Below are 24,184 nucleotides of genomic sequence, written 5' to 3' on the forward strand. Positions count from 1 at the left end.
AAAGCCGATCTGATCACGTTCAATCGAACGAATCAGAACCGGCTTTCTTTATTTGTCCCGGAGTAGGCCGGGATCATGCTTTCCCAATATTTGCGTTAACTCTTTGAGGAACATGTTAATGTCCTTGAATTGCCGGTAAACGGAGGCGAAGCGAATGTAAGCCACTTCATCGACTGGGTACAATTGCTCCATGACGATTTCGCCAATGCCTAAACTGTCTACTTCCGCATGAGCCGTCGTGCGAAGCTGCATCTCAACTTCGGATACAAGCATCTCGAGTCTCTCCATAGACACCGGACGTTTCTCACAGGCACGTATTAAGCCTCTTAATATTTTCTCACGACTAAATTCTTCCCTGCTGCCATCTTTTTTAATCACAATAAGCGGAGTTTCTTCCACCATCTCAAAGGTGGTGAATCTTCGGGCGCATTTCTCACATTCCCGGCGACGGCGGATCGATTTGTTTTCATTAGCTGAACGTGAGTCAAGCACTTTCGTACCGGAATAATCACAGAACGGACACTTCATTCGCTATCTCTCCTTTCTCTTCTATCTGATGGATTACCATATGTTACATGTCATGAACGATGAAGAAGTGCGCACAATACTAGTACCAACCGACAAGGAGGTGAACAGACATGAGCGCAGGAAACAGCAACACACTAGTTGTTCCTCAAGCTAACGCAGCGTTGGATCAGTTGAAATACGAAGTAGCCCAAGAACTTGGTATCTCTATCCCACAAGATGGATACTACGGTAACATGGCTACTCGTGACACTGGTGCCATCGGTGGTCACATTACTCGTCGCCTGGTGCAAATCGCAGAACAATCTTTGGCTGGTCAATTCAAGTAATCTTGAGTAGAAGTAGCCGCTGAATCTGCAAACGGGAAGCATTGGACTTTAAGCCCCCACAAAGGAGCTAGTCCAATGCTTCTTTGTTATGTAGAGACTTCATTTGCTCACTCTTCCATTGTTCTTGTTCGGAGTAAAGCTTTGTGTATTTCTCGTAATAATAAATAACTCTCTGAACATAATGACGCGTTTCGCCGAATGGGATTTGGTCAATGCGCTCTTGTGAGCCGTCCCAAACGTTCGTTTGCTTCCATTTATTCACATTCCCTTGTCCTGCATTGTAAGCTGCAATCGCATAAATTAAATTTCCATTGTAATGCTTGTTCAGCCAGCTTAAATACCAAGAACCGAGATTAATGTTCACATCCGCTTTTAACAAATCCTCCTGGGTATGTGGTCCTAAATTCGTGGACTCTACAATCCATTCTGCCGTGTCCGGCATCAACTGCATAAGCCCCAAAGCACCTTTTTTCGATTCCAAATGATGCTTATAGTTCGTCTCCACCCTGATGATGGCTGCAATGAGAAAAGGGTCTATATTGTGCTTCGCCGCACTTTGCTTAATTTCCTGCTCAAAATAGATTGGATACAACTTTCTTCCTATAAAATTGCTGTTCATAAAGAGGACTAGAACGAAACAAACGAGTAAAAGGGCGAACACTCGTTTTTTGCGCAAAAACTTCATGAAAGCCCCTTCCCTAGCCAAAACCGTTCGACCGAAGATAAGGTATCTTCCCAGGTTCCGCTGTTGTCGATCACGATATCCGCCAATTTGCGTTTTTCTTCTATCGACATCTGCGCGTTGATTCGCTTGTTGGCCGCGCTTTCCGTTAAGTTGTCTCTTCGCATTAAACGTTCTACTTGAATGTGAGGAGGCACATACACGACCAGAACCTCTTCGAACATAAAAGATAGGTTCGATTCAAACAATAAAGGAATATCGACGACAACCAGTTTGTCAGGAAATTGCTTCTCATACGCTTCCATCTGTTCTCTGATCATCCTGCGGATAGGCGGGTGCAAGATGTGTTCTAGTTGTTTACGGGCATCCGTATTCCCAAATACGATCTCACCCAGCTTTTTACGGTGCAGTGAGCCGTCTTCCTGAATGACCGCTTGTCCAAAATGCGCAGCAACCTGTTCGAGAACAGGGCTGCCGGGCTGGACAACATCGCGCGCAATTTGATCCGCATCTACTAATAGGGCGCCGCGGCTAACCAGCATGGCGCTAACTGTGCTTTTGCCGCAAGCGATTCCTCCTGTTAACCCGATATTCATAGGCAAATCTCTCCTAAATGTTTTCCTGTTACTACAGCATTTTCAATAAACCCATAAGTATAAGTACACACCCCGGAAGAATAGATAACTTCTTCATCCACGTCATTTCCGCGTAACGAAAGCCAATGCGCAAGCCTAGTGCAATAAACGAACCGCTCGAAATCGAAATAACGGATGCCGTTAACAAAGGAACAAAACCAATTAATGCAGCGCCAATACCCGCTCCAAATGCGTCCAATGAAAGGGCTAGCCCTAGCAAAGTAGCTTCGGAAGCTGAAATATTACCTGATTTATCCACATCAGCAATGGAGGGTGTACGCAAAATTTGAATAACCAAACCAAAACGCTTGAGCTCGATATTCAGAATTTCCTTCGTCCTTTGCAGCGTATCGAGCGTGGCGGGCTCATTGCCGGAAGGGGGAATACTGCTGAGAGATATCTGGTCGTCAGACGGTTTGGCTGCCTCTTGGGGATCCTGCGACTTCTGTTGTCTCTGTTGATAAAGCGCCCAAATGCCAATCCCGATCAGGATGAGTGCACCGATACGTTTGGCAAACTCGGGAGACATAAAAGAAGACATCAGGACGCCTATTTGCATCGAACTATAAATAATGATACCAGACCAAAGGGATATAATACCAATAGAGAGAAATGGAATTCGAATTTTGCGTAATCCGTACATGACGCCAACGCCGAAACCGTCTAATGAAACTGCGAAAGCCAGAACCAGCAAAGAAAGCACCGGAAGCATAATACCCCTCCTAAGAGTTTTACCACTGACGATAATAAGTTGGGTAACAGATCATCATCTGGGCTAAGTACTCCATATCATATGGGAAGGGCGCGCTTCACGTGCCTATTTCTCAGACTTCTTTATGATTCTCTTTCGCTTTAACGGTTGACAGGTTGGACAAATGTGCGTTCCGCGACCGCCAACCACGGTTTTGTAGATTTCGCTGCCGCATGTTTTGCAGCTTTGCGACTGTCTGCCATAAATGTTCAGCTGATGCTGGAATAAGCCGATTTCACCTTGGCCGTTGACATACGATTTAATTGAAGATCCACCCACCTCAACGGAATCGCTCAGTGTACGAATAATCGCCCCATGCAGCAGCACGAGCTCCTTCTTGCTGAGCGACGACGCCTCGCGTTCAGGATGAATACCGGCCAGGAAAAGGGACTCGTCTACATAAATATTACCGATGCCGACAATATATTCTTGATTCAGGAGCAGCGGCTTAATCTTCGTCTTTTTGTGGGCGATCCGATCCCGGAAAGCTTCAAAAGTGAAGCCCTCATCCAGCGGCTCCAAACCAAGTTTATGCAGCGGCGGCTGTGTGAGTTCTTCCCCTCTCGGGAACAAATGCATCGTACCAAATTGTCTGACATCCTTGTACCGCAGCTCGCTGCCGTCGGTAAACCGAAATAACACATGCGTATGAGACTCCAGCGGATCTTCCGTGTTGTACAGGCCATAGCGGCCTTCCATCCGCAGATGGGAGACCATGACGTAATCAGTTAAAACAAATCGCAAAAACTTGCCTCTGCGCTCAATCGTTTCAATCTGCTGCCCTTGCAGCAGCACTTCAAACATCTGGATATCATCAGGCTTCTGAATAATGCGGGGCAGTCTGACCTGAACCTGCTCGATCGTTTTACCGGTGATCAGATTGTTCAGTGTGCGCTTGACCGTCTCGACTTCGGGTAGTTCAGGCACGGATGTTCACCTCTTTTTGAATTTGTTCAGTTTCCTTACTTGGCGTCATACCAAGTAAGGCCATAATCCACGTCCGCGCTCAGCGGCACGTCCAGTTTCAATGCCCCGGCCATGACTTCCGGCACCAGGCGGCGCATCGTCTCGAGTTCCTCTTCCGGGACCTCGAAGACGAGCTCATCGTGTACTTGAAGCAGCATGCGGCTCTTCAAGCCCTCTTTCTTCAAGCGGGCATCCATCTGCACCATAGCAAGCTTAATGATGTCTGCCGCCGTACCTTGAATCGGCGTGTTCATCGCGGTACGCTCCGCAAAGGAGCGGAGGTTGAAGTTCGAGTGCGTAATCTCCGGCAAATACCGGCGGCGCTGCAGCAGCGTCGTCACATAGCCGTCTCGGCGCGCATCCTTCACGATATCGTCCATATATTTGCGTACGCCCTGGAAGACAGCAAAGTATTGTTCAATGAACTGTGCTGCATCCCGGCGAGTAATGTCCAAGTTCTGAGACAAGCCATAGTCGCTGATCCCGTAAACGATCCCGAAGTTAACAGCTTTCGCTTGACGACGCATGTTCGCGTCGACGGCGCTTTCTTCCACGCCGAAGACGTCCATCGCCGTCTTCGTGTGGATGTCCATATTCTGAAGGAAAGCTTCCTTCAGCTTCTCATCCTGCGAGATGTGCGCCAGCACGCGCAGCTCGATCTGCGAGTAATCCGCAGCGAGAATGTACCATCCAGGCTCGGATGGCACGAACACTTTGCGGATCTTCCGGCCCTCCTCCAGACGAATCGGAATGTTCTGGAGGTTCGGGAACTGGCTGCTGAGCCGTCCTGTGGCGGCAATTGTCTGCCGGTAATAGGTATGCACCTTACCGGTCTCCGGCCGCACCTCTTTCAGCAGCCCTTCGACGTACGTCGATTGCAGCTTCGCCAGCTGACGGTAATTCAAAATCTGCCCGACCACTTCGTTGTAGGGCGCAAGGCGCTCCAGCACCTCGGCATCGGTCGAGTAGCCGGTTTTGGTCTTCTTCCAAGCTGGCAGCCCCAGCTTCTCGAACAGAATCTCGCCAAGCTGCTTCGGCGAGTTGATGTTGAACTCGACGCCAGCGAGCTTGTAAATGCTGGACATAATCGTGTCCAGCTTATTGACAAGTTCCACGCCGAGCGCTTTAAGCCCTTCGGCATCTACGGCGATGCCGCGCAGCTCCATCTCTGCCAGCACGCTGGCCAGCGGCTGCTCCAGTTCATAGAAGAGCTGATGCATCTCGCCCTTCTCCAGCTCTTCCGCCAGCACCGGCACCAGGCGCGCGGTCGCCATTGCTTTGCGTCCCAAGTGGTCGCTAAGCGCTGTTAACTCCGGCAGGCGGAATTTCGCGCCTTTGCCGAACACATCTTCGTCTGCCTTCAGACCAGGCAGGCTGTATTTCGCCGATAAGCCGCTCAACGTTAGATTCGACTCCGTTGGGTCGAGCAGGTAAGCGGCGAGCAAGACGTCGAAATCCACGCCTTTGAGCACGATGCCCTGCCAAGCCAAAGCGAGAATCGAGCGATGCAGATCGAAAAGCTGCTTCTTCTTCGAATCATCCGCCAGCCATGCCCGCAGCGGCTCGCCAGCTTCTCCTTTGAGCAGCTGGAATGGCACGTAATAGGACGTATTCACGTCCTCATCATGCGTAAACCAGACCACGCCGACATTGACGGCTTGATGTGGATTTTCACCGACAGCTTCCACATGGATCACTCCGCTGTCGCTTAATTTGCCAACTAACTCACCCACATTGGCTTCCGTAACGACAACCGCTTCCATGCTTTCAACAACTTGTCCTTCCGCTTCCAAGTCCACAGCGCCGAAATCCATTTTCTCCAGCAAGGATTTAAATTCGAGCTTACGGAACATGCCAGCCAAGGCTTGTCCGTCATATCCATCGTAACGGAACGTATCCCACTCGGTTTCCATCGGCACTTCGCGGAAAATCGTCGCGAGCTCTTTACTCATAATCGCGTCTTTCGCGTGCTCCTCGACCTTTTCTTTCATCTTGCCCTTCAGGCTGGCTGTATTCGCAAGCACTTCTTCCACGGTGCCGAATTCATGAAGCATCTTGAGCGCAGTCTTCTCTCCAACTCCCGGAATACCAGGGATGTTATCTGAGGTATCGCCCATGAGTCCCTTTAGATCAATAATCTGCGCAGGTGTAAGACCGTACTTCTCTTTGATCTCAGCCGGGTTATATAACTCAACTTCCGTAATTCCTTTGCGCGTTATCGCAACGGTGACGTGATCGGAAGCGAGCTGCAGCATATCCTTGTCTCCCGAAACAAGAAGCACTTTCTCGCCTTTGGCGTCTGCGGCTTTGGTCAGCGTGCCGATGATGTCGTCAGCTTCATAGCCGGATAGCTCAAACTGCGGGATTTTGAATGCTTTCAGCAGTTCTTTGATCAGTGGAAATTGTTCGGAAAGCTCTGACGGCGTTTTGGCCCGTCCACCCTTGTATTCCGTATATTCTTTATGTCGAAACGTAATCTTCCCGGCATCAAAAGCAACAAGAAAATGCGTCGGCTTTTCTTCTTCTATTAATTTGAGCAGCATGGTTGTAAAACCATAAACGGCATTCGTGTGCAATCCGCTAGAATTGCTGAGAAGCGGTAAAGCATAGAAAGCTCTGTTTGCAATAGAATTCCCATCAATAATAATAAGCTTATCCATAAGTTCACACCCCGTTTTTAGACATACTTCCTTCATCATAGCATACGAAATTAAAATAAAAAAACGCTAGCGCACATAAACATGTAAGGAATCCATTAATCGATGTTCCGGTCTTCAAAAGGAGGTTCTCCGAATGAGCCCTTTTTTCTCACCAACACGTAAAAAGGTTATATTTTTCGATATGAACAATACGATTCTGGATCGCAGACAATGCTTTGACTCTGCATTCCTTGAGGTCATGAATGACTACACGGCGAGGTGGGAGCCGGACGAAACTCTCTTCACAGCCCAAGACGTTCTTCAGAGTTATAAAATGGAATGGAGCCGGCACCGCAAAGCACCGGTGCGCAGCCCTTTATCACCGGATGAGCTGCGGCACATTTGTTTGCGCAAGGCGCTGCATCCTCTGCCAGTGAATGTGAGCACGGCGTTTACCCGAGCTTTTTTCGAACAGGTCGAGGAGCAAGAGGATCATTTTGTTGCGCTTTTTCCCGGCGTAGAGGACACGCTCGAAGCGTTATCCCAGAATTATAAGCTTGCCATCATCAGCAACGGAAACCGCAGAAGATTGCAGAGTAATTTGGATAAATTGAAGCTGACCCGGTGGATTACAGAGGATCGCTTATTTAGCTCGGAGAAGGACGGTCCGCGTAAACCGCACCCAGCTATATTTGAGAGGGCTCTGAAGACCATGAACGCGGCTTCAAGCCAAAGTGTGATGGTTGGTAACTCGTGGCGCAATGACGTGGTAGGAGCCGCTTCCAGCGGTCTGGACGCTATCTGGATCCATCCCGGGAATATGAAGAAAATTTCCGAACGGCGAATCGGCAAACAGAAGGTTGTTATCATCCGTTCATTTAAACAGTTGATCTACACCTTCTAATGTTTCACCCTATATTCTGGAAATAATAAATACTGCCTGGATACGCTTTGGCTTTCTTCTTGAGAGCAGCCGCGGTTTGTGAAATATGTTCAAGTGAAATGGGAGATTCACAGGTGCAAACGACTAATGACAGCGATAGTGTGACTCCCTCGCTTTTAACTTTATTGCCGCTCCGGTCCCATACATACTCCCATTCCTCATCTTCATAAAACATCTGCACGCCCATTTCGAACCTGCGAATCATTTCCTGGCACAGAAGCTCAGGCTCATCCGTAGAAGAAATCGCGATGAAATCATCGCCTCCCACATGCCCCACGAAATCAAGCGGGGTTCCGCAAACCGAAATCGCCTGCTGCATAATGTCAGCTGTATATTGAATCAATTGATCCCCTTTTTGAAAACCGAACCTGTCATTGAACCATTTGAAATAGTCCAGATCCGCATAGACAACATGAAATGGCTTACTTTCATGAATCCGTTTATTCAATTCCCTATTAATTTGCAAATTCCCCGGCAAGCCCGTTAATGGATTCGCCACTCGAGCGGACTCCATCCGGACATTGGTTATACTCTCCAGAATGGCTCTGATCGAAGCAATACCCGCCATCTTTCCGCTACTTGTTATAATTACGAGGTCATACAAATGATGAATCGACCGCGAAGTCGCCATCTGGGACACCTGCTCGACGGAAATAAACTCGTCCACAATTAGCGGCGAGTCGTCCATGATATTGTCAATCGTCCGGTTCCAAAACAAAGAGAACGCATATTGTCCCGCCAACTGCTGGAACAAGCGATCTCTCATCATAAGGCCGACCGGTTCTTCTTCACTAACGATGACAGCTCCCACAGATTCCTGGTTTTTTTTGAAATAATCCGCCACTTCCGAAATAGGCACTTTCTTATCGAACACTTTCACCGGTGTTTTGAGATCGCCAATTGCCCAGGTCATATGTCCTCCTTGTACTTTGCGCTGCTGCCAAATCAACATCTTCAAGCTGTCCTGAATCGTTGCAGGATCCGCCTGTGGTCTCCCCAGCAAAAAGCCTTGGGCATAATGAACCCCAAGCCTCGCCAATTTGGTCAGCTCATCGACATGTTCAATGCCCTCAGCGATCAAAGAGATGTTCATTTTTTGTGCAAAAGTAACGAATGTTTCCAATATGTACTCTTTGACTTTATTGATATGAATATCCTGGATGAGCGACCGGTCGATCTTGATGAAATCCGGTTGAAGCTCGGCAATGGCTTGCATGGACGAATATCCGGCCCCGGCATCATCGATCGCAATTCGATAACCTTGCTTCCGGTAATGAGCCAATATTTTTTGAGCTAGGGAAAAATCCTCAATGGAGGTTCTTTCTGTTATTTCAAAAACAACGTTGTTTGGACGAAGCCCGTATTTCTGTAAAATTTCCAGTGTTTTCCCCGGAACGAACCCAGGATCATACAGGACATGCGAAGAAATATTAATAAAAAGCAATTGCTGCGGATGCTCCAAAATAGACCCCTGAATGGCTTTCTCTCTTGTCAACTGTTCCAGCTTGTACAGTTCACCGTGCTGCTCTGCGAATTGAAACATGGTTAGCGGCGAGTGAAAATTACTATCTTTGGGACCACGAATTAGTGCTTCGTACCCCATTACCAGACCATCTTGCATAGAAACAATAGGCTGATAGACAGAATAAATGGAACCTTTTTCAATGATATCGTAAAATTGGAGGAGCTCTTCTGACTGAATACCCATGTCCATCATCCCTTGCGTCATTTAAGTTTATTATCAGTCTATCAAACCAAATGGCAGGCTTTATTATCAATATGTAAAATGTGTGTAAAGAGTTCAAATAAAAAAGAGGGAATTGCCTTTTAGCCACGAAAAAATAGAAGGACGATTGCTAGGTGCGTACAAAGGCTTGTACAAGCACGGAAAGGATTTGAAATGGAACAACAAGTCAAAATCTTGGCGGTAGATGACCGCTACGAGAACTTGCTGGCTCTCAATAGCATTCTGGCCTCTTCCCACTATGACGTGATTTCGCTGCAATCGGGTGAGGAAGTTCTTCGATATTTATTAAAGGAACCCGCCGATCATATTGCTGTCATTCTCATGGATGTCCAAATGCCGGGCTTAAGCGGCTTTGAAACGGTTGAACTGATCAAACAGCGCAAAGCCTGTCAGGATATCCCGATCATCTTCTTAACCGCACTCAGCACATCGATTGAGCATGTTCTAAAAGGGTATCATGTAGGCTCAATTGATTACTTGTTCAAGCCTGTTCATCCCGAAATGCTGCGCATGAAAGTCGATGCTTTCGTCAATATGCACTTGGGACATCAGAAAATCAAATTTCAAAGCGAGCTTCTGCACAAACGGACGCTTGATCTCGAAGAGACGAACCGTAAACTGGCGGAAGCCGAGGAGAAACTGAAGCAGCAGAATTCACTTCTAGAACAATGGGTCGAAGAACGAACTACGGAACTAGTAGATGCCCATGAGAAGCTGCTGAAGTCTCAGGACCATTTTCAGAAAATGTTCATGCTCTCCCCTTCCTTGATGGCCATTCGCCGTCTGCCGGAACTTACTTATATCGAAATAAATGAAAGTTGGAAGCAATATACAGGGTATGGCGACGAAATCATCGGCACCAATATGGATTTATTACGATCGGATTCCGGGGAATCTATCAGCTACGATGAAGTGATTCATAACTGCAAAGTGAAGTATGAAACCAAATCCAAGGAAACTCGAACGGCTCTTCTCTCTACGGAGATCATCGATATTGAAAATGAGAGTTGCTTGCTTCAGGTGGCCGTCGACATTACGGAAAGCTTGCGCTTTGAGACGGAAATGGCTCGTCTTGCTCAGCTGAATCTGGTTGGGGAAATGGCAGCAGGCATCGCCCATGAAATTCGCAATCCGATGACGACGATTCGCGGTTTTTTGCAATTGTTTCGTGAAAACGATCGCAATATGCAAAAAGAGTATATTCCGATTATGCTCGAGGAGCTGGATCGCGCCAACGAAATTATTACCGAATATTTGTCACTGGCCAAAAACAAACAGTCCCATCAACAGCCGGATCAAATCAACCGGATCATCGAAATGCTCCTTCCACTCATACAAGCTGAAGCAGTCATGTCAGGCAAGCACGTTCAGTTCCAATTTGTCGATTGCCCGGTTATTCATCTTGATGATAAAGAGATGCGCCAGCTTATTCTCAATATGTGCATGAATGGGCTTGAAGCCATGACGATTGGTGGAACGCTTACGATCCAAACTTTCCAAGAAAACGGATATGTTGTCTTGCTTATTTCGGACGAGGGGACAGGCATTGATGAGAAGCATCTGGAGAAGCTTGGACGCCCTTTCTTCACCACCAAGGATGAAGGCACAGGCCTTGGTTTAGCCATCTGCTACAGCATCGCCGCCAGGCACCGCGCCTCGATTGAGGTCCAATCCAGCTCGGAGGGGACGACCTTTCTTATTCGCTTCCCTATTCCTGAATGAGCCGCGGCTACGAATCTGTTCGTCGCACATAGCATCAAAAAAAGACCGTAAACCAAGCGGAATCCGCTTCGTTCTACGGTCTTTTTTTGTCTCTTTTACACGTTCAAATCTTTACGCTTCCCAGTCACCATATAAATAACGCCTTCACCAATATTCGTAGTGTGATCCGCTACCCGCTCCAGGAAGTGGGCAACCAGCAGCAAATGAGTCAACTGACGATTGCGATGATAATCGGAATTCATCATACCCATCAGCTCTGTCATGACAGTGCTGTACATTTTATCTACACGATCATCCTTCTCAGCTAGCGCTGCAGCACGGTGAACATCGCGCTCTGTATAGGAGAGCAGGCTTTCCTGCAGCATCTCGATGGCGATATTCGCCATTTGCGGAATTGTCTCGAGAGGCTTCACAAGTTCTTCTCCGGCGAAGCGGATTGTAATTTTGGCGATGTCTACGGCATGATCGGCAATACGCTCCAAATCAATGGCAATTTTGAGCGCTGTGCCAATAATGCGCAGATCACTTGCCATAGGCTGCTGCAAAGCAATGAGACGCAGCGACAGTTCATCAATCCTAGTTAAATAATCATCGATTTGATCGTCATTGTTAATCACTTGCTGCGCGGCTTTCTCATTGAGCGTTGCCAGAGAATTAACGGACGTAAGAATCAATTCCTTAACGCTTTCCCCCATCTCAAGCAGTTCTTTTTGCAGCAAAGTTAATGATTGATGAAACCCGGGTCTTGCATCCATGTACGTTGCCCCTTCCAGTAGTTGTTAGCCGAATCTTCCTGTAATGTAATCTTCGGTACGTTGATCATTCGGATTTGTAAAGATTTTATCGGTTTTGTCAGTTTCGACTAAGTACCCGTTCAAGAAAAAGGAGGTCATATCGGAAATCCTAGCGGCTTGTTGCATGTTGTGAGTAACGATAATGATCGTATATTTGTCTTTCAGGGTTTGTGTAAGTTCTTCAACCTTCAACGTTGAAATTGGATCTAAGGCAGATGTAGGCTCATCCATCAAGAGAACATCTGGCTCAACGGCAAGCAAACGAGCGATACATAAGCGTTGCTGTTGTCCACCGGACAATCCAAGTGCGGATTTGTTCAAACGATCCTTAACTTCATCCCATAATGCAGCTTGGACAAGGCTGCGTTCTACGATTTCATCAAGCAATGCTTTTTTCTTGATCCCGTGAATACGCGGGCCATATGCAATATTGTCATAAATGCTCATCGGAAATGGATTTGGACGTTGGAACACCATACCCACCCGTTTACGCAATGAAACCACATCTGAATCCGGACCATAAATGTTATGGCCGTCTACAGCCACATTTCCCGTAATACGAACACTGTCAATCAAGTCATTCATCCGGTTCAAGGTACGCAGGAACGTGGATTTCCCACAACCTGACGGTCCAATCAATGCTGCGATACTTCCTTTTTCAATCGTTAGATCAATATCGTGAAGCGCGTGATTTTCTCCGTAGAATAAATTCAATTTATCTGCTTTAATCTTTGTTTTAGTCATAGTTGAAGTCGCCATTGTTATTTCCCCCCGGAAAGTCTTTTTTGTAAGATTCGGCTTGGTATGCTGACCAATAGATTAAAGATAAGTACAACGATCAGAAGCAGCGCGGCACTTCCCTTGGCAATGTCTTTCGCATCCGGCACAAGCGCCTCAGCACCTACATACCATAGATGAACGGATAACGTCTCACCCATGTTCAGCGGGTTGAAATCCGGGAAGAAACGGGAAACCGATAACCCGGCTGTGTAAATAAGAATGGCGGATTCACCTAATGCACGACCTGCAATCAGCGTGATTCCTGTAATCAAACTAGGCAGCGCTGCTGGAATGAGCACTTTACGGATGGCCTGCCATTTGGTTGAACCGAGCGCCAAGCTTGCTTCCCAATAGGACTCCGGAACCGTGCGGATCGATTCTTCCGTAACCCTGACCATAACAGGCAAATTCAGCAGGGCCACTGTCGCCGCGCCGCCTAGAATGGAAAACTTCAGCCCGAGCAAATTGGCGAAAAGCAAGAATCCGAACAATCCAAAAACGATGGAAGGTACAGAAGACAAAGCTTCAACGGATATACGGACAAGATCCGTAAACCAATTCTTTTGTGCATAAATCGCTAAGTAAATGCCTGAGAACAATCCGATCGGAATAGAAATCAGGAGAGATAAGATCAGGACGTAGAAAGAGTTGAACAATTGAGGCCCAACGCCCCCGCCAGCTTTAATTTCTTCCGGCTTTCCGAAGATGAAATGCCAGGACAGATGAGGAATGCCATCCCCTAATATCCGAAAGAGAAACCAAGCCAAAATCCCTATGATCACAATGCCTGAAGCCCAAAAATATATCGTCGCAATCCGGTCCGTTGATTTACTTGTCATTTCACTTCACTCCTTTTTGCAACAATACGAATGATAATAATTAAGGATAAGGAGATCACAAGTAAAAGCAGCGCCATCATGTACAACGCATTATTCCATGTTGATCCGTAATTTGTATTCCCCATGTCTTTCACGATGGCTGTTGTTAATACCGTTGTGGAATCCAGCAACGATTTAGGCATTTGAGGCGAGTTACCAATCACCATAAACACAGCCATGGTTTCTCCAATTGCGCGGCCCATCCCAAGAATGATTGCCGTTAAAATACCCGGTCTAGCTGCTGGCAGAAGCACGCGCCACATCGTTTGCCAGCGTGTTGCTCCAAGCGCTAAAGATGCTTCTTCCAAACGGCTGGGAAGTGCGCGAATAGCGTCCTCCGATATGGAAAGAATAGTTGGTAGAATCATAATCGCTAATATGATAGAAGCAGGCAGAATACCGTAAGCGACATCGCCGGTTATTTTACCGATGGCAGGAACAATGACCGTCATCCCGATCAAACCGTAGACAACCGAAGGAATCCCTACGAATAAATCAGTCGCTGGACGCATGATTTCGCGCATCCATTTTGGAGCAATTTTTGCCATGAATAACGCGCCGGACAAAGCCAGCGGTACTGAGAAGACTACAGAAACGAGCGTCATCAACAAGGTGCTGTATAAGAAAGGAAACGCTCCGAATTTATTCGAACCTGGTGTCCAGTCCGTCGAGAAGAAAAACTCCAAAGGACTTACTCCCTGAAACGTTTTGATCCCTTGCATACCTACGAAAACAATGATAGAGAAAATAATCGCCGATACAAGAGCAGCACTAAGGACAAATACCCATCGCATGATGCTGTCTTGTCTATGTTGTCCTCGGGTCCATTTGGAAACAATTGGACGGCTTTTGCTGTCTGAACTCGCATTTGATAGTTTGTCTGCTACGGAATTCACTGGGTTAATCCCCCTTTATTTAATACCACATGCCCTAACATGTCATACAATTATGATAGGACATGAATGTCATTGCATCGTTAATGAATTGTAAAGGCAATGTAAAAGTTTATTAATTTGTCCTCTCTCACACGGCAAAAAGAGCGCCCGCATGATGCGAACGCCCTAGATGAGAGAACTAATTATTTTTTAAGCAAATCAGCAGGCAAGAATTTCAAGTCACGAACTTGTTTACCTTGGAATTCTTTTGTGGACATATATTCGATGAAAGCTTTAGCTGGATCTTTTGCTTCACCTTTTGTATACATGTGCTCAACACCAAACAGTTTGTAAGTTCCGTTTTTGATGTTTTCTTCGGAGAAAGCTACGCCGTCAATTTTCAAAGCTTTAACAGTATCATCGATGTAAGGAGTATCTACATAACCGATGGAACCGGATTGACCAACAACAGCTGTTTTCATAGCACCGCTGTTTTCTTGTGTAATACCGTCTTTAGTGAAGTCTTTACCATCAAGAATGATAGTTTTTACAAGCGTACGGGAACCGGAGCTATCTGGACGGTGTACAAGAACGATTTTCGCATCGTTACCGCCAACATCTTTCCAGTTTGTAATTTTACCCATGTAAATATCAGCTGCTTGTTGTTTTGTTACGTTGTCTACTTTAACATCTTTGTTAACGATGAATGCGAATGGAGCAATTGCTACTTGGTGGTCAACAAGACCTTTATCTTTATATTCAGCGCCTGGCTCAACGTCGGAGTTACCGATATCGGAAGTACCATCAGCTACGTTTTTAATTCCTGTTCCTGAACCACCAGCTGTAACGTTGATCGTTACTTTTGGGTTCTTTTCCATGAACTCAGTTGCTGCCTGCTTAACTAATGGAAGCAATGCGCTTGAACCGGAAGCCGTGATTGTACCGCTAAGTTCTGTTTTAGGTGTATCAGAAGGCTTTGCAGACGCTGTAGCAGCTGTTGTTGCAGCAGGTGTAGCGGAAGCGCCATTTGTTTTTGTTTCTGTTTTTGCTCCGCATCCAACCAATGACCCCATCATTAATACCGCGGATAGTGTTAATGTAATTCCTTTTTTCGACATGAACTTGAACATAGTCAGCATGTCCTCCTTTTATTTTATGTTGCTTCTCTGGTTAGTTTCGATTTCCTTGTTTGTCCCTCGCAACTAACTTACAAATACATCGTAACAATCGAATGTAAAATCCAAACCCATGAAACGTAAACGTAATGTAAAACTTTTTCATAGGACTTTTGATAGAGTTGTATGGTTAATTTTACATCTTATTTACACAGTTCGACGCTTTAGTTAATAGAAGTCTCCTATATTTATAAGTAGAAACAAGAAACGCGTCATATCTTGTCTATTTATGGGGGGATGAATGTGAGCCGATTATTTTTCTTCAACATGACTATGCGTACCAAATTAATCGTCAGTTTCAGTGGGGTGCTCTTGATTTTTCTGGCTGTCGCTTATTTCAATCTTCATCAGGTTAGTCAAATCAAACAACATATGAATGATCAGAATGACAAGGTCGAGCTCAAAGTGATGGCTTTGGAATTAAAGGAAATGGTCCAAGACATGAACATTATTGCTTCTGGATTGGAGATTTCGAAGAAACCCGAATACATATTTAAATACAATGCCAAACGCCAGCCTTTCAATGATTATATAAAAAAAATAGGAGATACCGCCGCTACGCCTGATCAGCTAAAATGGCGCAGCCAGTTAATCCAAGCCTCCGTTGACTACATTAATAACTTTGATTCTGCCGCTAAAATGATTCAAGTTAATAATGGTACGAGCACTAAGGATTTAGAAATCAACCTGATGTATCTCTACAATGAGTCTCAGGATCTGAAAAATGTGATCTTTGATCTAGTCGATAAGTTCTACGTGACCTATGCGGAGTCAGCTGATCAAGCCATCGTTTCCTCCACCAAAGCTTTGGACAGCACGAGTCTGGTTATGATGTACGCATCTATCGTTGTGCTTGTGATTACGGTTTTGATCGCTTTCTTCTTAATTCGTTCATTTATCCGCCCGATTCAAAAACTGCAAAAAGCCGTTTCGCTTATCGCGGCAGGAGATTTAACACATACGATCAATGCCACATCCAAAGATGAGCTGGGTCAACTCAGCCAAAGCTTCGATCATATGATCCGCCAGGTGCGTCATATGCTTTACGCTACGAAGCAAATCGCCTCTTCCTTAAGCGATCACTCGCATGAATTTCATCGTTTCTCCCAGCTTACGGCTTCCGCAAACACGGACATCTTGAAAGCGATCCATGAAATTTCACACGGGGCCGACGAGCAAGCCATTCAAACTGAGTCCAGCTCCCTGATCATTACAGAGCTGGAGGCAGAGATTCGGGACATTACCGCCTATACGTATGAAATGATAAAAGCGAGTGATGAAGCCGCAGCCGGTACGCTGCAAGGCACAGGTTATGTTCGTGCGCTGAAGGTTTCGTCCGAACAGTCGCAAGAGGTGCTGCATAAAGTTGATGCAGCCATGCAGACCTTAGCCGCCAGCTCGAAGCAGATTGGCGCCATCACACGTTCGATTACGGAGATATCGACGCAAACGAACGTCCTGGCCCTGAACGCTGCGATTGAAGCGGCTAGGGCTGGCGTGCACGGCCGCGGCTTCTCCGTGATCGCCGATGAGGTTCGTCAGCTGTCGCAGCAGACGAACGATTCGTCCAAGACGATCAGCGGCATTACACAGGTGCTGCAGAAACAAATCCAAGAGCTGCAAAGCTCTCTCTTGGAAGCAAAAGATTCTGCGGTTACCCAGAATCATCGTGTTGCAGACACGCTCAGCTCTTTCGAGAGCATCGAGCATTCCATGACCGGCATCAAGGAGCAGATTGAGCACATTCATTTGAAAATCGAACAAGCGCGTTCCAAGAACGATCAGCTTGTTGGCTCCGTTCAGTTCGTGGCGGCAATTGCCCAAGAAACAGCGGCTGGCGTGGAGGAAGTCAACTCCACTTCCATCCAGCAGGATGCGTCCATCCGCCGCATTGCGGAAGAGTCCGATGACATTCTCGCATTGGCAGACCGATTATTCACAGAAATCAGCAAGTTCCAGATCATTGAAACCGGTGAAGAAATGGCGAATGGTCAGGATAGTTCAGATACGGATCATACTCCTGGCGATGAAGGTACTGAATGTCATAGTGATACTGACGTTGATACTGACGGTGACGGACACAGCCATGAGCAAATTGAGACAGACTTCACAGTGACTAAAGAGGATGAAAACACTTTATCAAACTATGCCGATCATGCGAAGGAAGCTGAAACCGATACAAAGACAGCGGAAGCAAATTCGAAGGATAAAAAAGAGCCTGTACTTATTGGATAATCTAAAAAGTTGAAAAAAGAGGTTCTCCCCCGGTCACACGATGACTTTTGGGAGAACCTCTTTTTACTTTGTGCAGATTCACGGAGCCTGTCCAAAGCGCTAATGCACGAAACGCCCTTCCTCCGGCCTTGCAACTTCATCGAAATGGTCAGCCAAGTACGCTAATTGACTTGTCAGTTCCTCCCCGCGCATCGGTGTGCCATGCCCGGTCACAGCCAAGCTCGGGCGAAGGTCATTCAATTTCTTGACGGAGGATGCCGCGCCCTCCCAATCGGTCGTAAAATACTTCGGCGGACCGCTGATTTCCTGCGTCTGGAGTAGCACGCGGTAGAGCGACTCCTGTTTTACGGTGACAAAAGCATCGCCAGCGAGTAAGGAGCGGTCTTTTTCCCGGAAAAGCGAAATATGGCCTGGCGAATGGCCCGGTGTATGCATCCATTGCCATTCAGGCAGACCGGGAATGGAGCCATCGGCCTGTAACGCCTTTACATGATTCCCGAGATTGATGCCGTGATTCGGAAACAGCGGAGAAAGCTCACTCATGAGTCCCCCGTTCACGGTTGAATCCCCTTCGGGGTAATTCGCTTTTCCTGTTAAATACGGGATTTCCTGCTCGTGCGCGTAAACAGGCACATCCCAATGTTCAAGCAGTTCCGTAAGAGCACCGACATGATCAAAATGCCCGTGAGTCAAAATAATGCCCTGCGGCTTCGTCATTGTCCCAAAACGATCCTCCGCCAACTGAATGATGTTGTCTGCGGAATGCGGCATCCCGGCGTCGACCAGAAACCATGTCTTCGATTTACTTGTTGGATTGCCGATCAAACATATATTAACGAACTGAATACAGTAGCAATAAATATCTATGCTCACTTCGTGACCTTCCCCGCTTGATACCGTGGTTAACGGGATATGTGTATGCTCATAGGTGGACTCCAATTGTCTTGCTCCTTTTCAGGTGGATTTCTATTATCATCTCCTTTAGCGATTCGGATTATCTGAACAATCATAAGAAAGACCAACCTGCTTAGCGTTTAGCGCAGGTTGGTCTTTTTGTTTAAACTTTTTGCGGAAGCTTTCTAATAATTTCGATCTTCCGGATGCGGTTGGCATCCCTCTCCCGAACGATAAAGGTCAAATCCTCATAATCCCATGGCTCGCCTTTTTCCAGTTCAGGTTGCTTACTATACAGCCACCCGCCAATCGAATCAACTTCCTCATGATCCAGTTTCGTTTCAAGATAATGATTGACTTCATTAACGAGCGCGGTTCCTTTGATCAAGAATCGATTGGCATCCAGCGTTTCAATATCGCGCTTCTCATCCTTATCAAATTCATCACGAATCTCACCGACAATCTCCTCAAGGATGTCCTCAATGGTGATTAAGCCGGCCGTACCACCGTACTCATCCAATAGCAGCGCGATATGCACCTGTTCTTGCTGCATTTTCTTCAAGAGCTGCTTAATGGGCATGACATCAGGCACAGTCATAACAGGCTGCAGTAACGAGGTAAAATCACAATTAGGATTGTTATCATAACTTAAGAAAAACTGTTTGGTATTCACGATACCAATAATATGATCTTTATTCTCTTTGGCAACAGGAAAACGGGTATATTGTTCTCGCTTAATGATCTCCAAATTCTCTTTCAACGGTTTGTTCGCGTATAAGCAGACCATGTCGGTCCGCGGAACCATGATTTCACGAGCTAACAACTCATCAAATGTAAAAATTCGATCCGTGTAGCCGTATTCTGTTTTATTAATTTTGCCGCTTTGGTAACTTTCCTGCAGAATAAGGCGAATTTCTTCTTCGGAGTGAGCTTCTTCATGTTCGCTGGCTGGCTTCATTCCGAGCAATTTGATCATGCCATTCGCAGACCCGTTCAGCAGCCAAATGAATGGATACATGATTTTGTGAAAAACAACAATGATCGGTGCTGTTAGCACTGCGATTTGCTCAGCTTTTTGAATCGCAAGCGACTTTGGCGCAAGTTCACCAAGAACAACATGCAGGTATGTCATCAAAACAAAGGCGATACCAAAAGATAAAATGTGTGACAAGCTGTCACTCAAGGTTAATAGTTCGAATAAGGGGTGCAGCAATTTCTCTACCGTCGGCTCTCCTAACCAACCAAGACCGAGCGCTGTGATCGTAATCCCCAGTTGGCAGGCGGATAAATAAGCATCTAGATTTGTTGTTACTTTCTGTACGGCAAGCGCATTCTTATTACCTTCAAGTACCATTTGTTCAACCCGGCTGGGGCGAAGCTTAATGATTGCAAATTCGGTAGCCACGAAAAAAGCGGTTAATAATATGAGTAAAGCAATTAAAAATAAATTCAACAACATGGCAACTCATCCTTTGCGAAATGAATTATTCTTATAAACAGTTCTTATGAACTATTCTAATATAATATAATGAAACAGACAAAGTTTGTTTTAAGCCATAATCGATTATTTTTCACTTTATTGGGGGAAATCGTTTGCAGATGCCGTCCTTCTCATGAAATCTTTCCTTTTGACATGGCCTTAACCGTATTTTATTATAAGTTCATATGAACTGTTCAATCACAGACGAGGTGATGTCAATATGGAAACATTAACTTTTAGACGCAAAGATATGGCTGATTTAATGTTGTCTTTGAGTGGTCATCTAGAGAAATCACCTCTGGCTATCCTGCAAGACACATGGCGAATTCAGCATGAGAGTGATTTGGAGCAGGGAAAATCCATGTCTGCTTTTCTTTCAACGACGCTTCCTCCCCTAATTGAGAAAATGATCAAGTCGGAGATTAAGCCGGCTTTCTCCTTAAGCGATATCGTTGCACTCGGTACTCAAGTAGAGTTTACACAATTTAGTGTTACCTCTATTCAGAACTGGGTGAAACGTGATTTCAAAGAATTGATCGGACTTCCTGAGGATGGGAAGAAATACTCCCTTCAACAAGTCGCTTTGTTTTTCATCATCGAGGACCTGCGATCATCGTTGGACTATGACTCCATTCGCAAATTGTTCCATATATTATTTAGTTCTACGTCATATAACTGCTCAGAACAAACCATCACTCCCCTTAAGTTTTATTCGATCTATTCGGAGCTGTACGAAGTATTGGATGCACGATACAGGAATTACACGGGGAATAGTCAGGATTTCATCTCCAAGTGGGATCAAATGTTGGATGAGGCGGCACATGAGTATGCCGCTTCACATTGCCCGCATGCGAATGCCAAAGAGCAGGAGATGCTCAAAAATGCCATTCATGTAGCTATCATTTCCGTACATTCGTCTAGTTTTAACTCTTTGGCAAGACGATATGTGAACGGCATGGTATTTCTGCACAGTTTTAAATAATAATGGACAAAAAAGGCCAAGAACCCTATACATCGGTTCTTGGCCTTTCTCTTATAAACTTTATTTCGCAATCTCATCCGTTGCTTTAATGTTGCGCAGAATACTTACTTCAACCCTGCGATTCTGGGCGCGGCCTTCCGTTGTATCATTCGATGCAATGGGGCGATACTCCCCGTATCCGACTGAAGAGTACGAGGAAGGGTCGATTTTACCATTATTTAATAAGATTTTCATAAAATTAACGGACCGTTTGGCACTCAAATCCCAGTTTGTTTCAAAATCCGCGCGGTGAATCGGGATATTATCCGTGTGCCCTCCCACCTCAACCTGATAGCCCGGGTAATTCGCCAGCATGCCTGCGATGGAAACAGCCAGCTTCTGAGAATCTTGCTTCATGGTCGCAGAACCCGAGTCGAACAGCGCGCGATCACTGATGGTAATCGTCAGTTTCTCGTTATCCAGCTTCGTCGTTAGCTGCTCGTTCAACTGATTTTCTTTGATGAAAGCATCCATGCTCTTCTTCAGTTCTTCCAGATCCTTTTCTTCCTTTTGCAGCTTCGCAGCCAGTTGACTGTCTGTATTACTCGGCTCCTTTGGCGGCGGGTTCTGATTCTTGTTGTTGTTCCTGGTCGAGTTCGCCGCGTCGTCAATCGGGATTAAATTAGATACCGCGAATGGCGCTTCTCCACCCGTAAACGCATTATTCAAGGACCTCATAATCGAGTTGTACTTCTTTGAATCCAACTGACTGGATGCAAATAGAATGATAAAAAGAGCTAGAAGCAAAGTAAGCAAATCCGCATAGGGAATAAGCCAGGATTCATCAACGTGTTCTTCATGGTCCTCATGCTTCTTCTTTTTACTCACTGCGCGGCGTCCCCTTTCGCCTCTTCGTCATACGATGCGCGTTCGCTGTTCGCTACGAAGATCATCATTTTTTGCTTCACAGAGTTGGCGGATACACCGGACTGAATGGACAGTAAGCCTTCGACGACCATAAGTTTAATTTCAACTTCCTTCTTCGACTTTTGTTTCAGCTTGTTCGCGAAGGGGTGAAAAATAACATAACCAAGGAAAATCCCAAACATCGTGGCCACGAACGCAGCGGAAATCAAATGCCCCAGTTTCTCTACTTCGCTTAAGTTCCCAAGGGCAGCAATCAAACCTACAACGGCGCCAAGAACGCCAAGAGTTGGTGCGTATGTACCGGCTTGCGTAAAAATTCCCGCATATTTCTTATGTCTTGCTTCCATTTCTGCAATATCTTCAAGCAAGACATCGCGCACGAAATCAGGATCATTTCCATCAATAATGAGACGCATACCGCTTTTCATAAAAGGATCCGATAGCTCTTCCGCTTGCTTTTCCAGGGAAAGAAGGCCTTCACGGCGTGTGATGGATACCCATTCGATAAACGTATTGATCAGTTCTTTTTTAGGCATTAATTTTTGTTCGGTAAAAATAATTTTCAATAAGGTCGGAATCTTTTTTATTTCCTCTAATGAGAACGCGATAAACAGGGCTGAAGCGGTTCCTCCGAAAATAATAAGCGCAGCCGCGGGGTTTAAAAGCGCCACCAAACTTGCCCCTTTTAACACCATGCCCACACCAACCGAAATAAGTGCTAAAACAATTCCAATTAAAGATGATTTCTCCATATGACGACACCCTCTTTTCTCTAGTCATAAAAGCCTTGTAGCACGCATTCCAGAATTCGACAAAAATTCTGTCTTTGTACATAATGATAGGTTTATTTGCTATAAATTACAATCGTTTTCGAGAGAAAACTAGGACTATAGTCATGTATTTTTTGTGAAGATCAATGGGGAATGACGAAATCTGGCGTCTCTCTCTTACCTAATTTATACTTAAGGAGAGAATACTCCTGCTAAATTCGATATCAGCAAATCTGAAGGAAGTTGGTATGATCTGGCAGCCTTTGTGGAAACGATAGAAAAGAAACAAGCAATCTTCATACATAAGGAGAGATGAACGTGGAGAAACGAATATTCGGCCGGACGGGGCAGCAATTTCCGCTGCTCAGCTTTGGCGCACAACGCATCGTAGACGAGCATAACTGTACGGAAGACGAGGCTATTGCGATCGTGAATCGCGCGATTGACGAAGGCATCACTTATTTCGATACGGCACCGAGTTATTCAAAAGGGCAATCCGAAGAGAGGCTTGGCAAAGCCTTAGCGCTGCATGGCCGCAGAAATGATGTCTGGATTGCGACCAAAACGAACGACCGCACGAGAGACGGTTCTTTGAAGCTGCTCGAAGAAAGCCTGAAAAGACTGCAAACCGATCATGTAGAAGAATGGCGTTTGCACAATATCATGACCATGGAAGAGCTGGACAAATGCTTTGCCAAAGGCGGTGCTTTGGAAGCGCTGATTGAAGCGAAAGACCAAGGCTTGATCAAACATATCTCGATCAGCGGACACACGAATCCTCGTGTACAGCTCGAAGCCATCGACCGGTACCCGTTCGATAGCGCGCTTGTGGCTCTCTCCGCCGCTGACCACCTCGTATACAGCTTCGCACATGAATTCCTGCCGAAAGCGAATGAGAAAGGCATTGCCGTGATCGGCATGAAAGTGATGGCGCTTGGCAAGCTTGCTCCGTGGTACGAGAAGGCGCTGCAATACACGTTCTCTCTACCGATCTCCACGGCCATCGTCGGCATGGAATCGATGGAGCAGCTGGAACAGAACCTGTCTATCGCGAAGAGCTTCAAACCCATGACTGATCTTGAGCAACTGTCTTTCCTGAAGGAGATCATGCATCTGGCTAATCCGGATGTCCTGCGCTGGAAATCAACCGACTGGGTGTCGGGGGAATGGTACGTTCGTTAGATAGGCTCCAAGGATAAACACCTTCGTCGCCCTTTTAGGACGATCGCGTTTATCAAGGTAGATCGAAGCAAAAGTAAAGGAGCTAAGCGGCTTATATACGCTTAGCTCCTTTGCTTTTGACGTTAATCGGTGCGAAAGCCCCCGCTTCATGACTCACTCAGAGGCAACGGGAACTACAGGGCGCTATTTATGCCAAGTAGGCTGATTTCAGGGGCGGGAGGGAACTGTGGGGTCTTATTTGCTCTCAAATATGGTGGTAGAGATCCAATATTCAACAAATAGAGGCCCCTAATT

At 46.1% G+C, this 24,184-nt stretch carries 22 protein-coding genes; 6 read left to right on the forward strand and 16 right to left on the reverse strand.

The features are described from left to right. Positions 1–48 precede the first annotated feature (48 nt). Complete coding sequence (gene nrdR, locus RQP52_RS24460; protein ID WP_127458074.1) at positions 49–528, reverse strand: transcriptional regulator NrdR; 480 nt, start codon at positions 526–528, stop codon at positions 49–51. A gap of 110 nt (positions 529–638) precedes the next feature. Between nrdR and RQP52_RS24465 the strand changes: the two genes are divergently transcribed. Further along, positions 639–854, forward strand: a complete 216-nt coding sequence (locus RQP52_RS24465) for an alpha/beta-type small acid-soluble spore protein (protein WP_127458075.1) — start codon at positions 639–641, stop codon at positions 852–854. Between the two features lie 67 nt (positions 855–921). Here the strand turns inward: RQP52_RS24465 and RQP52_RS24470 are convergent, their stop codons facing one another. The 5 genes from RQP52_RS24470 to polA form a co-directional block, all read right to left on the reverse strand. Beyond that, positions 922–1,539, reverse strand: a complete 618-nt coding sequence (locus RQP52_RS24470; RefSeq protein WP_315954264.1) for a lytic transglycosylase domain-containing protein — start codon at positions 1,537–1,539, stop codon at positions 922–924. Continuing rightward, on the reverse strand, positions 1,536–2,132 hold the full coding sequence (gene coaE, locus RQP52_RS24475) for a dephospho-CoA kinase (protein ID WP_315954265.1): 597 nt from the start codon (positions 2,130–2,132) through the stop codon (positions 1,536–1,538). Before coaE ends, RQP52_RS24470 begins: the two co-directional genes overlap by 4 nt. A 31-nt stretch (positions 2,133–2,163) precedes the next feature. Next, positions 2,164–2,883 (reverse strand): MntP/YtaF family protein, encoded by a 720-nt coding sequence (locus tag RQP52_RS24480; protein WP_315954266.1) that lies wholly within the window; start codon positions 2,881–2,883, stop codon positions 2,164–2,166. 105 nt (positions 2,884–2,988) lie between these two features. Further along, a complete protein-coding gene (gene mutM / locus RQP52_RS24485) occupies positions 2,989–3,849 on the reverse strand; it encodes a DNA-formamidopyrimidine glycosylase (RefSeq protein ID WP_315954267.1) in 861 nt (286 codons plus the stop codon). Positions 3,850–3,884: 35 nt separating this feature from the next. Next, positions 3,885–6,548 carry a DNA polymerase I gene (polA, locus tag RQP52_RS24490; RefSeq protein WP_315954268.1) on the reverse strand — a complete coding sequence of 888 codons (2,664 nt, stop codon included), beginning with the start codon at positions 6,546–6,548 and terminating at the stop codon, positions 3,885–3,887. A 133-nt stretch (positions 6,549–6,681) separates the two neighbouring features. On the opposite strand from polA, the gene RQP52_RS24495 reads away from it, so the two are divergent. Further along, entirely contained in the window at positions 6,682–7,431 is a 750-nt protein-coding gene (locus tag RQP52_RS24495; protein ID WP_157322823.1) for an HAD family hydrolase, read from the forward strand. Between the two features lie 4 nt (positions 7,432–7,435). Here the strand turns inward: RQP52_RS24495 and RQP52_RS24500 are convergent, their stop codons facing one another. After that, the gene (locus RQP52_RS24500) at positions 7,436–9,199 is read right to left on the reverse strand and encodes a GGDEF domain-containing protein (protein WP_315954269.1); all 1,764 of its coding nucleotides are present in this window, start codon (positions 9,197–9,199) and stop codon (positions 7,436–7,438) included. Positions 9,200–9,370: 171 nt separating this feature from the next. Here RQP52_RS24500 and RQP52_RS24505 point away from each other — a divergent pair, with 171 nt between their 5' ends. Beyond that, positions 9,371–10,939, forward strand: coding sequence for a response regulator (locus tag RQP52_RS24505; RefSeq protein WP_315954270.1), 1,569 nt, complete (start codon positions 9,371–9,373; stop codon positions 10,937–10,939). A gap of 95 nt (positions 10,940–11,034) precedes the next feature. Here the strand turns inward: RQP52_RS24505 and phoU are convergent, their stop codons facing one another. The 5 genes from phoU to RQP52_RS24530 form a co-directional block, all read right to left on the reverse strand. Beyond that, positions 11,035–11,694 (reverse strand): phosphate signaling complex protein PhoU, encoded by a 660-nt coding sequence (gene phoU / locus RQP52_RS24510; protein ID WP_315954271.1) that lies wholly within the window; start codon positions 11,692–11,694, stop codon positions 11,035–11,037. 24 nt (positions 11,695–11,718) lie between these two features. Beyond that, positions 11,719–12,492, reverse strand: coding sequence for a phosphate ABC transporter ATP-binding protein PstB (gene pstB, locus RQP52_RS24515; RefSeq protein ID WP_315954272.1), 774 nt, complete (start codon positions 12,490–12,492; stop codon positions 11,719–11,721). 2 nt (positions 12,493–12,494) lie between these two features. Continuing rightward, positions 12,495–13,352: a phosphate ABC transporter permease PstA gene (gene pstA, locus RQP52_RS24520; protein ID WP_315954273.1), complete on the reverse strand. Its 858-nt coding sequence runs from the start codon at positions 13,350–13,352 to the stop codon at positions 12,495–12,497. Continuing rightward, positions 13,349–14,287, reverse strand: coding sequence for a phosphate ABC transporter permease subunit PstC (gene pstC / locus RQP52_RS24525; protein WP_181646701.1), 939 nt, complete (start codon positions 14,285–14,287; stop codon positions 13,349–13,351). The genes pstA and pstC overlap by 4 nt, the downstream gene beginning before the upstream one ends. Positions 14,288–14,469: 182 nt before the next feature. Next, on the reverse strand, positions 14,470–15,396 hold the full coding sequence (locus RQP52_RS24530) for a phosphate ABC transporter substrate-binding protein (protein ID WP_315954274.1): 927 nt from the start codon (positions 15,394–15,396) through the stop codon (positions 14,470–14,472). 318 nt (positions 15,397–15,714) lie between these two features. Here RQP52_RS24530 and RQP52_RS24535 point away from each other — a divergent pair, with 318 nt between their 5' ends. Next, the gene (locus RQP52_RS24535) at positions 15,715–17,676 is read left to right on the forward strand and encodes a methyl-accepting chemotaxis protein (RefSeq protein WP_315954275.1); all 1,962 of its coding nucleotides are present in this window, start codon (positions 15,715–15,717) and stop codon (positions 17,674–17,676) included. A gap of 99 nt (positions 17,677–17,775) precedes the next feature. Here the strand turns inward: RQP52_RS24535 and RQP52_RS24540 are convergent, their stop codons facing one another. Together RQP52_RS24540 and RQP52_RS24545 are read right to left on the reverse strand one after the other, a co-directional pair. Continuing rightward, entirely contained in the window at positions 17,776–18,615 is an 840-nt protein-coding gene (locus RQP52_RS24540; RefSeq protein ID WP_315954276.1) for an MBL fold metallo-hydrolase, read from the reverse strand. A gap of 118 nt (positions 18,616–18,733) precedes the next feature. Next, positions 18,734–20,029 carry a hemolysin family protein gene (locus RQP52_RS24545; RefSeq protein ID WP_315954277.1) on the reverse strand — a complete coding sequence of 432 codons (1,296 nt, stop codon included), beginning with the start codon at positions 20,027–20,029 and terminating at the stop codon, positions 18,734–18,736. A gap of 241 nt (positions 20,030–20,270) precedes the next feature. Between RQP52_RS24545 and RQP52_RS24550 the strand changes: the two genes are divergently transcribed. Continuing rightward, complete coding sequence (locus RQP52_RS24550) at positions 20,271–21,032, forward strand: DUF1836 domain-containing protein (RefSeq protein ID WP_315954278.1); 762 nt, start codon at positions 20,271–20,273, stop codon at positions 21,030–21,032. A 60-nt stretch (positions 21,033–21,092) separates the two neighbouring features. Here the strand turns inward: RQP52_RS24550 and motB are convergent, their stop codons facing one another. Both motB and motA read right to left on the reverse strand, forming a co-directional pair. Further along, positions 21,093–21,899, reverse strand: a complete 807-nt coding sequence (gene motB, locus RQP52_RS24555) for a flagellar motor protein MotB (RefSeq protein ID WP_315954279.1) — start codon at positions 21,897–21,899, stop codon at positions 21,093–21,095. Next, positions 21,896–22,690: a flagellar motor stator protein MotA gene (gene motA, locus RQP52_RS24560; protein ID WP_315954280.1), complete on the reverse strand. Its 795-nt coding sequence runs from the start codon at positions 22,688–22,690 to the stop codon at positions 21,896–21,898. Before motA ends, motB begins: the two co-directional genes overlap by 4 nt. A 336-nt stretch (positions 22,691–23,026) precedes the next feature. Here motA and RQP52_RS24565 point away from each other — a divergent pair, with 336 nt between their 5' ends. Next, positions 23,027–23,890, forward strand: a complete 864-nt coding sequence (locus RQP52_RS24565) for an aldo/keto reductase (protein WP_315954281.1) — start codon at positions 23,027–23,029, stop codon at positions 23,888–23,890. Positions 23,891–24,184: the final 294 nt, after the last annotated feature.

This window comes from Paenibacillus violae (assembly GCF_032461945.1).
Taxonomy (GTDB): domain Bacteria; phylum Bacillota; class Bacilli; order Paenibacillales; family NBRC-103111; genus Paenibacillus_E; species Paenibacillus_E violae.

Coding starts and splice junctions, on each gene's coding strand:
- nrdR (WP_127458074.1), bottom strand. CDS start 528: ATGAAGTGTCCGTTCTGTGATTATTCCGGTACGAAAGTGCTTGACTCA.
- RQP52_RS24465 (WP_127458075.1), top strand. CDS start 639: ATGAGCGCAGGAAACAGCAACACACTAGTTGTTCCTCAAGCTAACGCA.
- RQP52_RS24470 (WP_315954264.1), bottom strand. CDS start 1,539: ATGAAGTTTTTGCGCAAAAAACGAGTGTTCGCCCTTTTACTCGTTTGT.
- coaE (WP_315954265.1), bottom strand. CDS start 2,132: ATGAATATCGGGTTAACAGGAGGAATCGCTTGCGGCAAAAGCACAGTT.
- RQP52_RS24480 (WP_315954266.1), bottom strand. CDS start 2,883: ATGCTTCCGGTGCTTTCTTTGCTGGTTCTGGCTTTCGCAGTTTCATTA.
- polA (WP_315954268.1), bottom strand. CDS start 6,548: ATGGATAAGCTTATTATTATTGATGGGAATTCTATTGCAAACAGAGCT.
- RQP52_RS24495 (WP_157322823.1), top strand. CDS start 6,682: ATGAGCCCTTTTTTCTCACCAACACGTAAAAAGGTTATATTTTTCGAT.
- RQP52_RS24500 (WP_315954269.1), bottom strand. CDS start 9,199: ATGACGCAAGGGATGATGGACATGGGTATTCAGTCAGAAGAGCTCCTC.
- RQP52_RS24505 (WP_315954270.1), top strand. CDS start 9,371: ATGGAACAACAAGTCAAAATCTTGGCGGTAGATGACCGCTACGAGAAC.
- phoU (WP_315954271.1), bottom strand. CDS start 11,694: ATGGATGCAAGACCCGGGTTTCATCAATCATTAACTTTGCTGCAAAAA.
- pstB (WP_315954272.1), bottom strand. CDS start 12,492: ATGGCGACTTCAACTATGACTAAAACAAAGATTAAAGCAGATAAATTG.
- pstA (WP_315954273.1), bottom strand. CDS start 13,352: ATGACAAGTAAATCAACGGACCGGATTGCGACGATATATTTTTGGGCT.
- RQP52_RS24530 (WP_315954274.1), bottom strand. CDS start 15,396: ATGTTCAAGTTCATGTCGAAAAAAGGAATTACATTAACACTATCCGCG.
- RQP52_RS24535 (WP_315954275.1), top strand. CDS start 15,715: ATGCGTACCAAATTAATCGTCAGTTTCAGTGGGGTGCTCTTGATTTTT.
- RQP52_RS24545 (WP_315954277.1), bottom strand. CDS start 20,029: ATGTTGTTGAATTTATTTTTAATTGCTTTACTCATATTATTAACCGCT.
- RQP52_RS24550 (WP_315954278.1), top strand. CDS start 20,271: ATGGAAACATTAACTTTTAGACGCAAAGATATGGCTGATTTAATGTTG.
- motA (WP_315954280.1), bottom strand. CDS start 22,690: ATGGAGAAATCATCTTTAATTGGAATTGTTTTAGCACTTATTTCGGTT.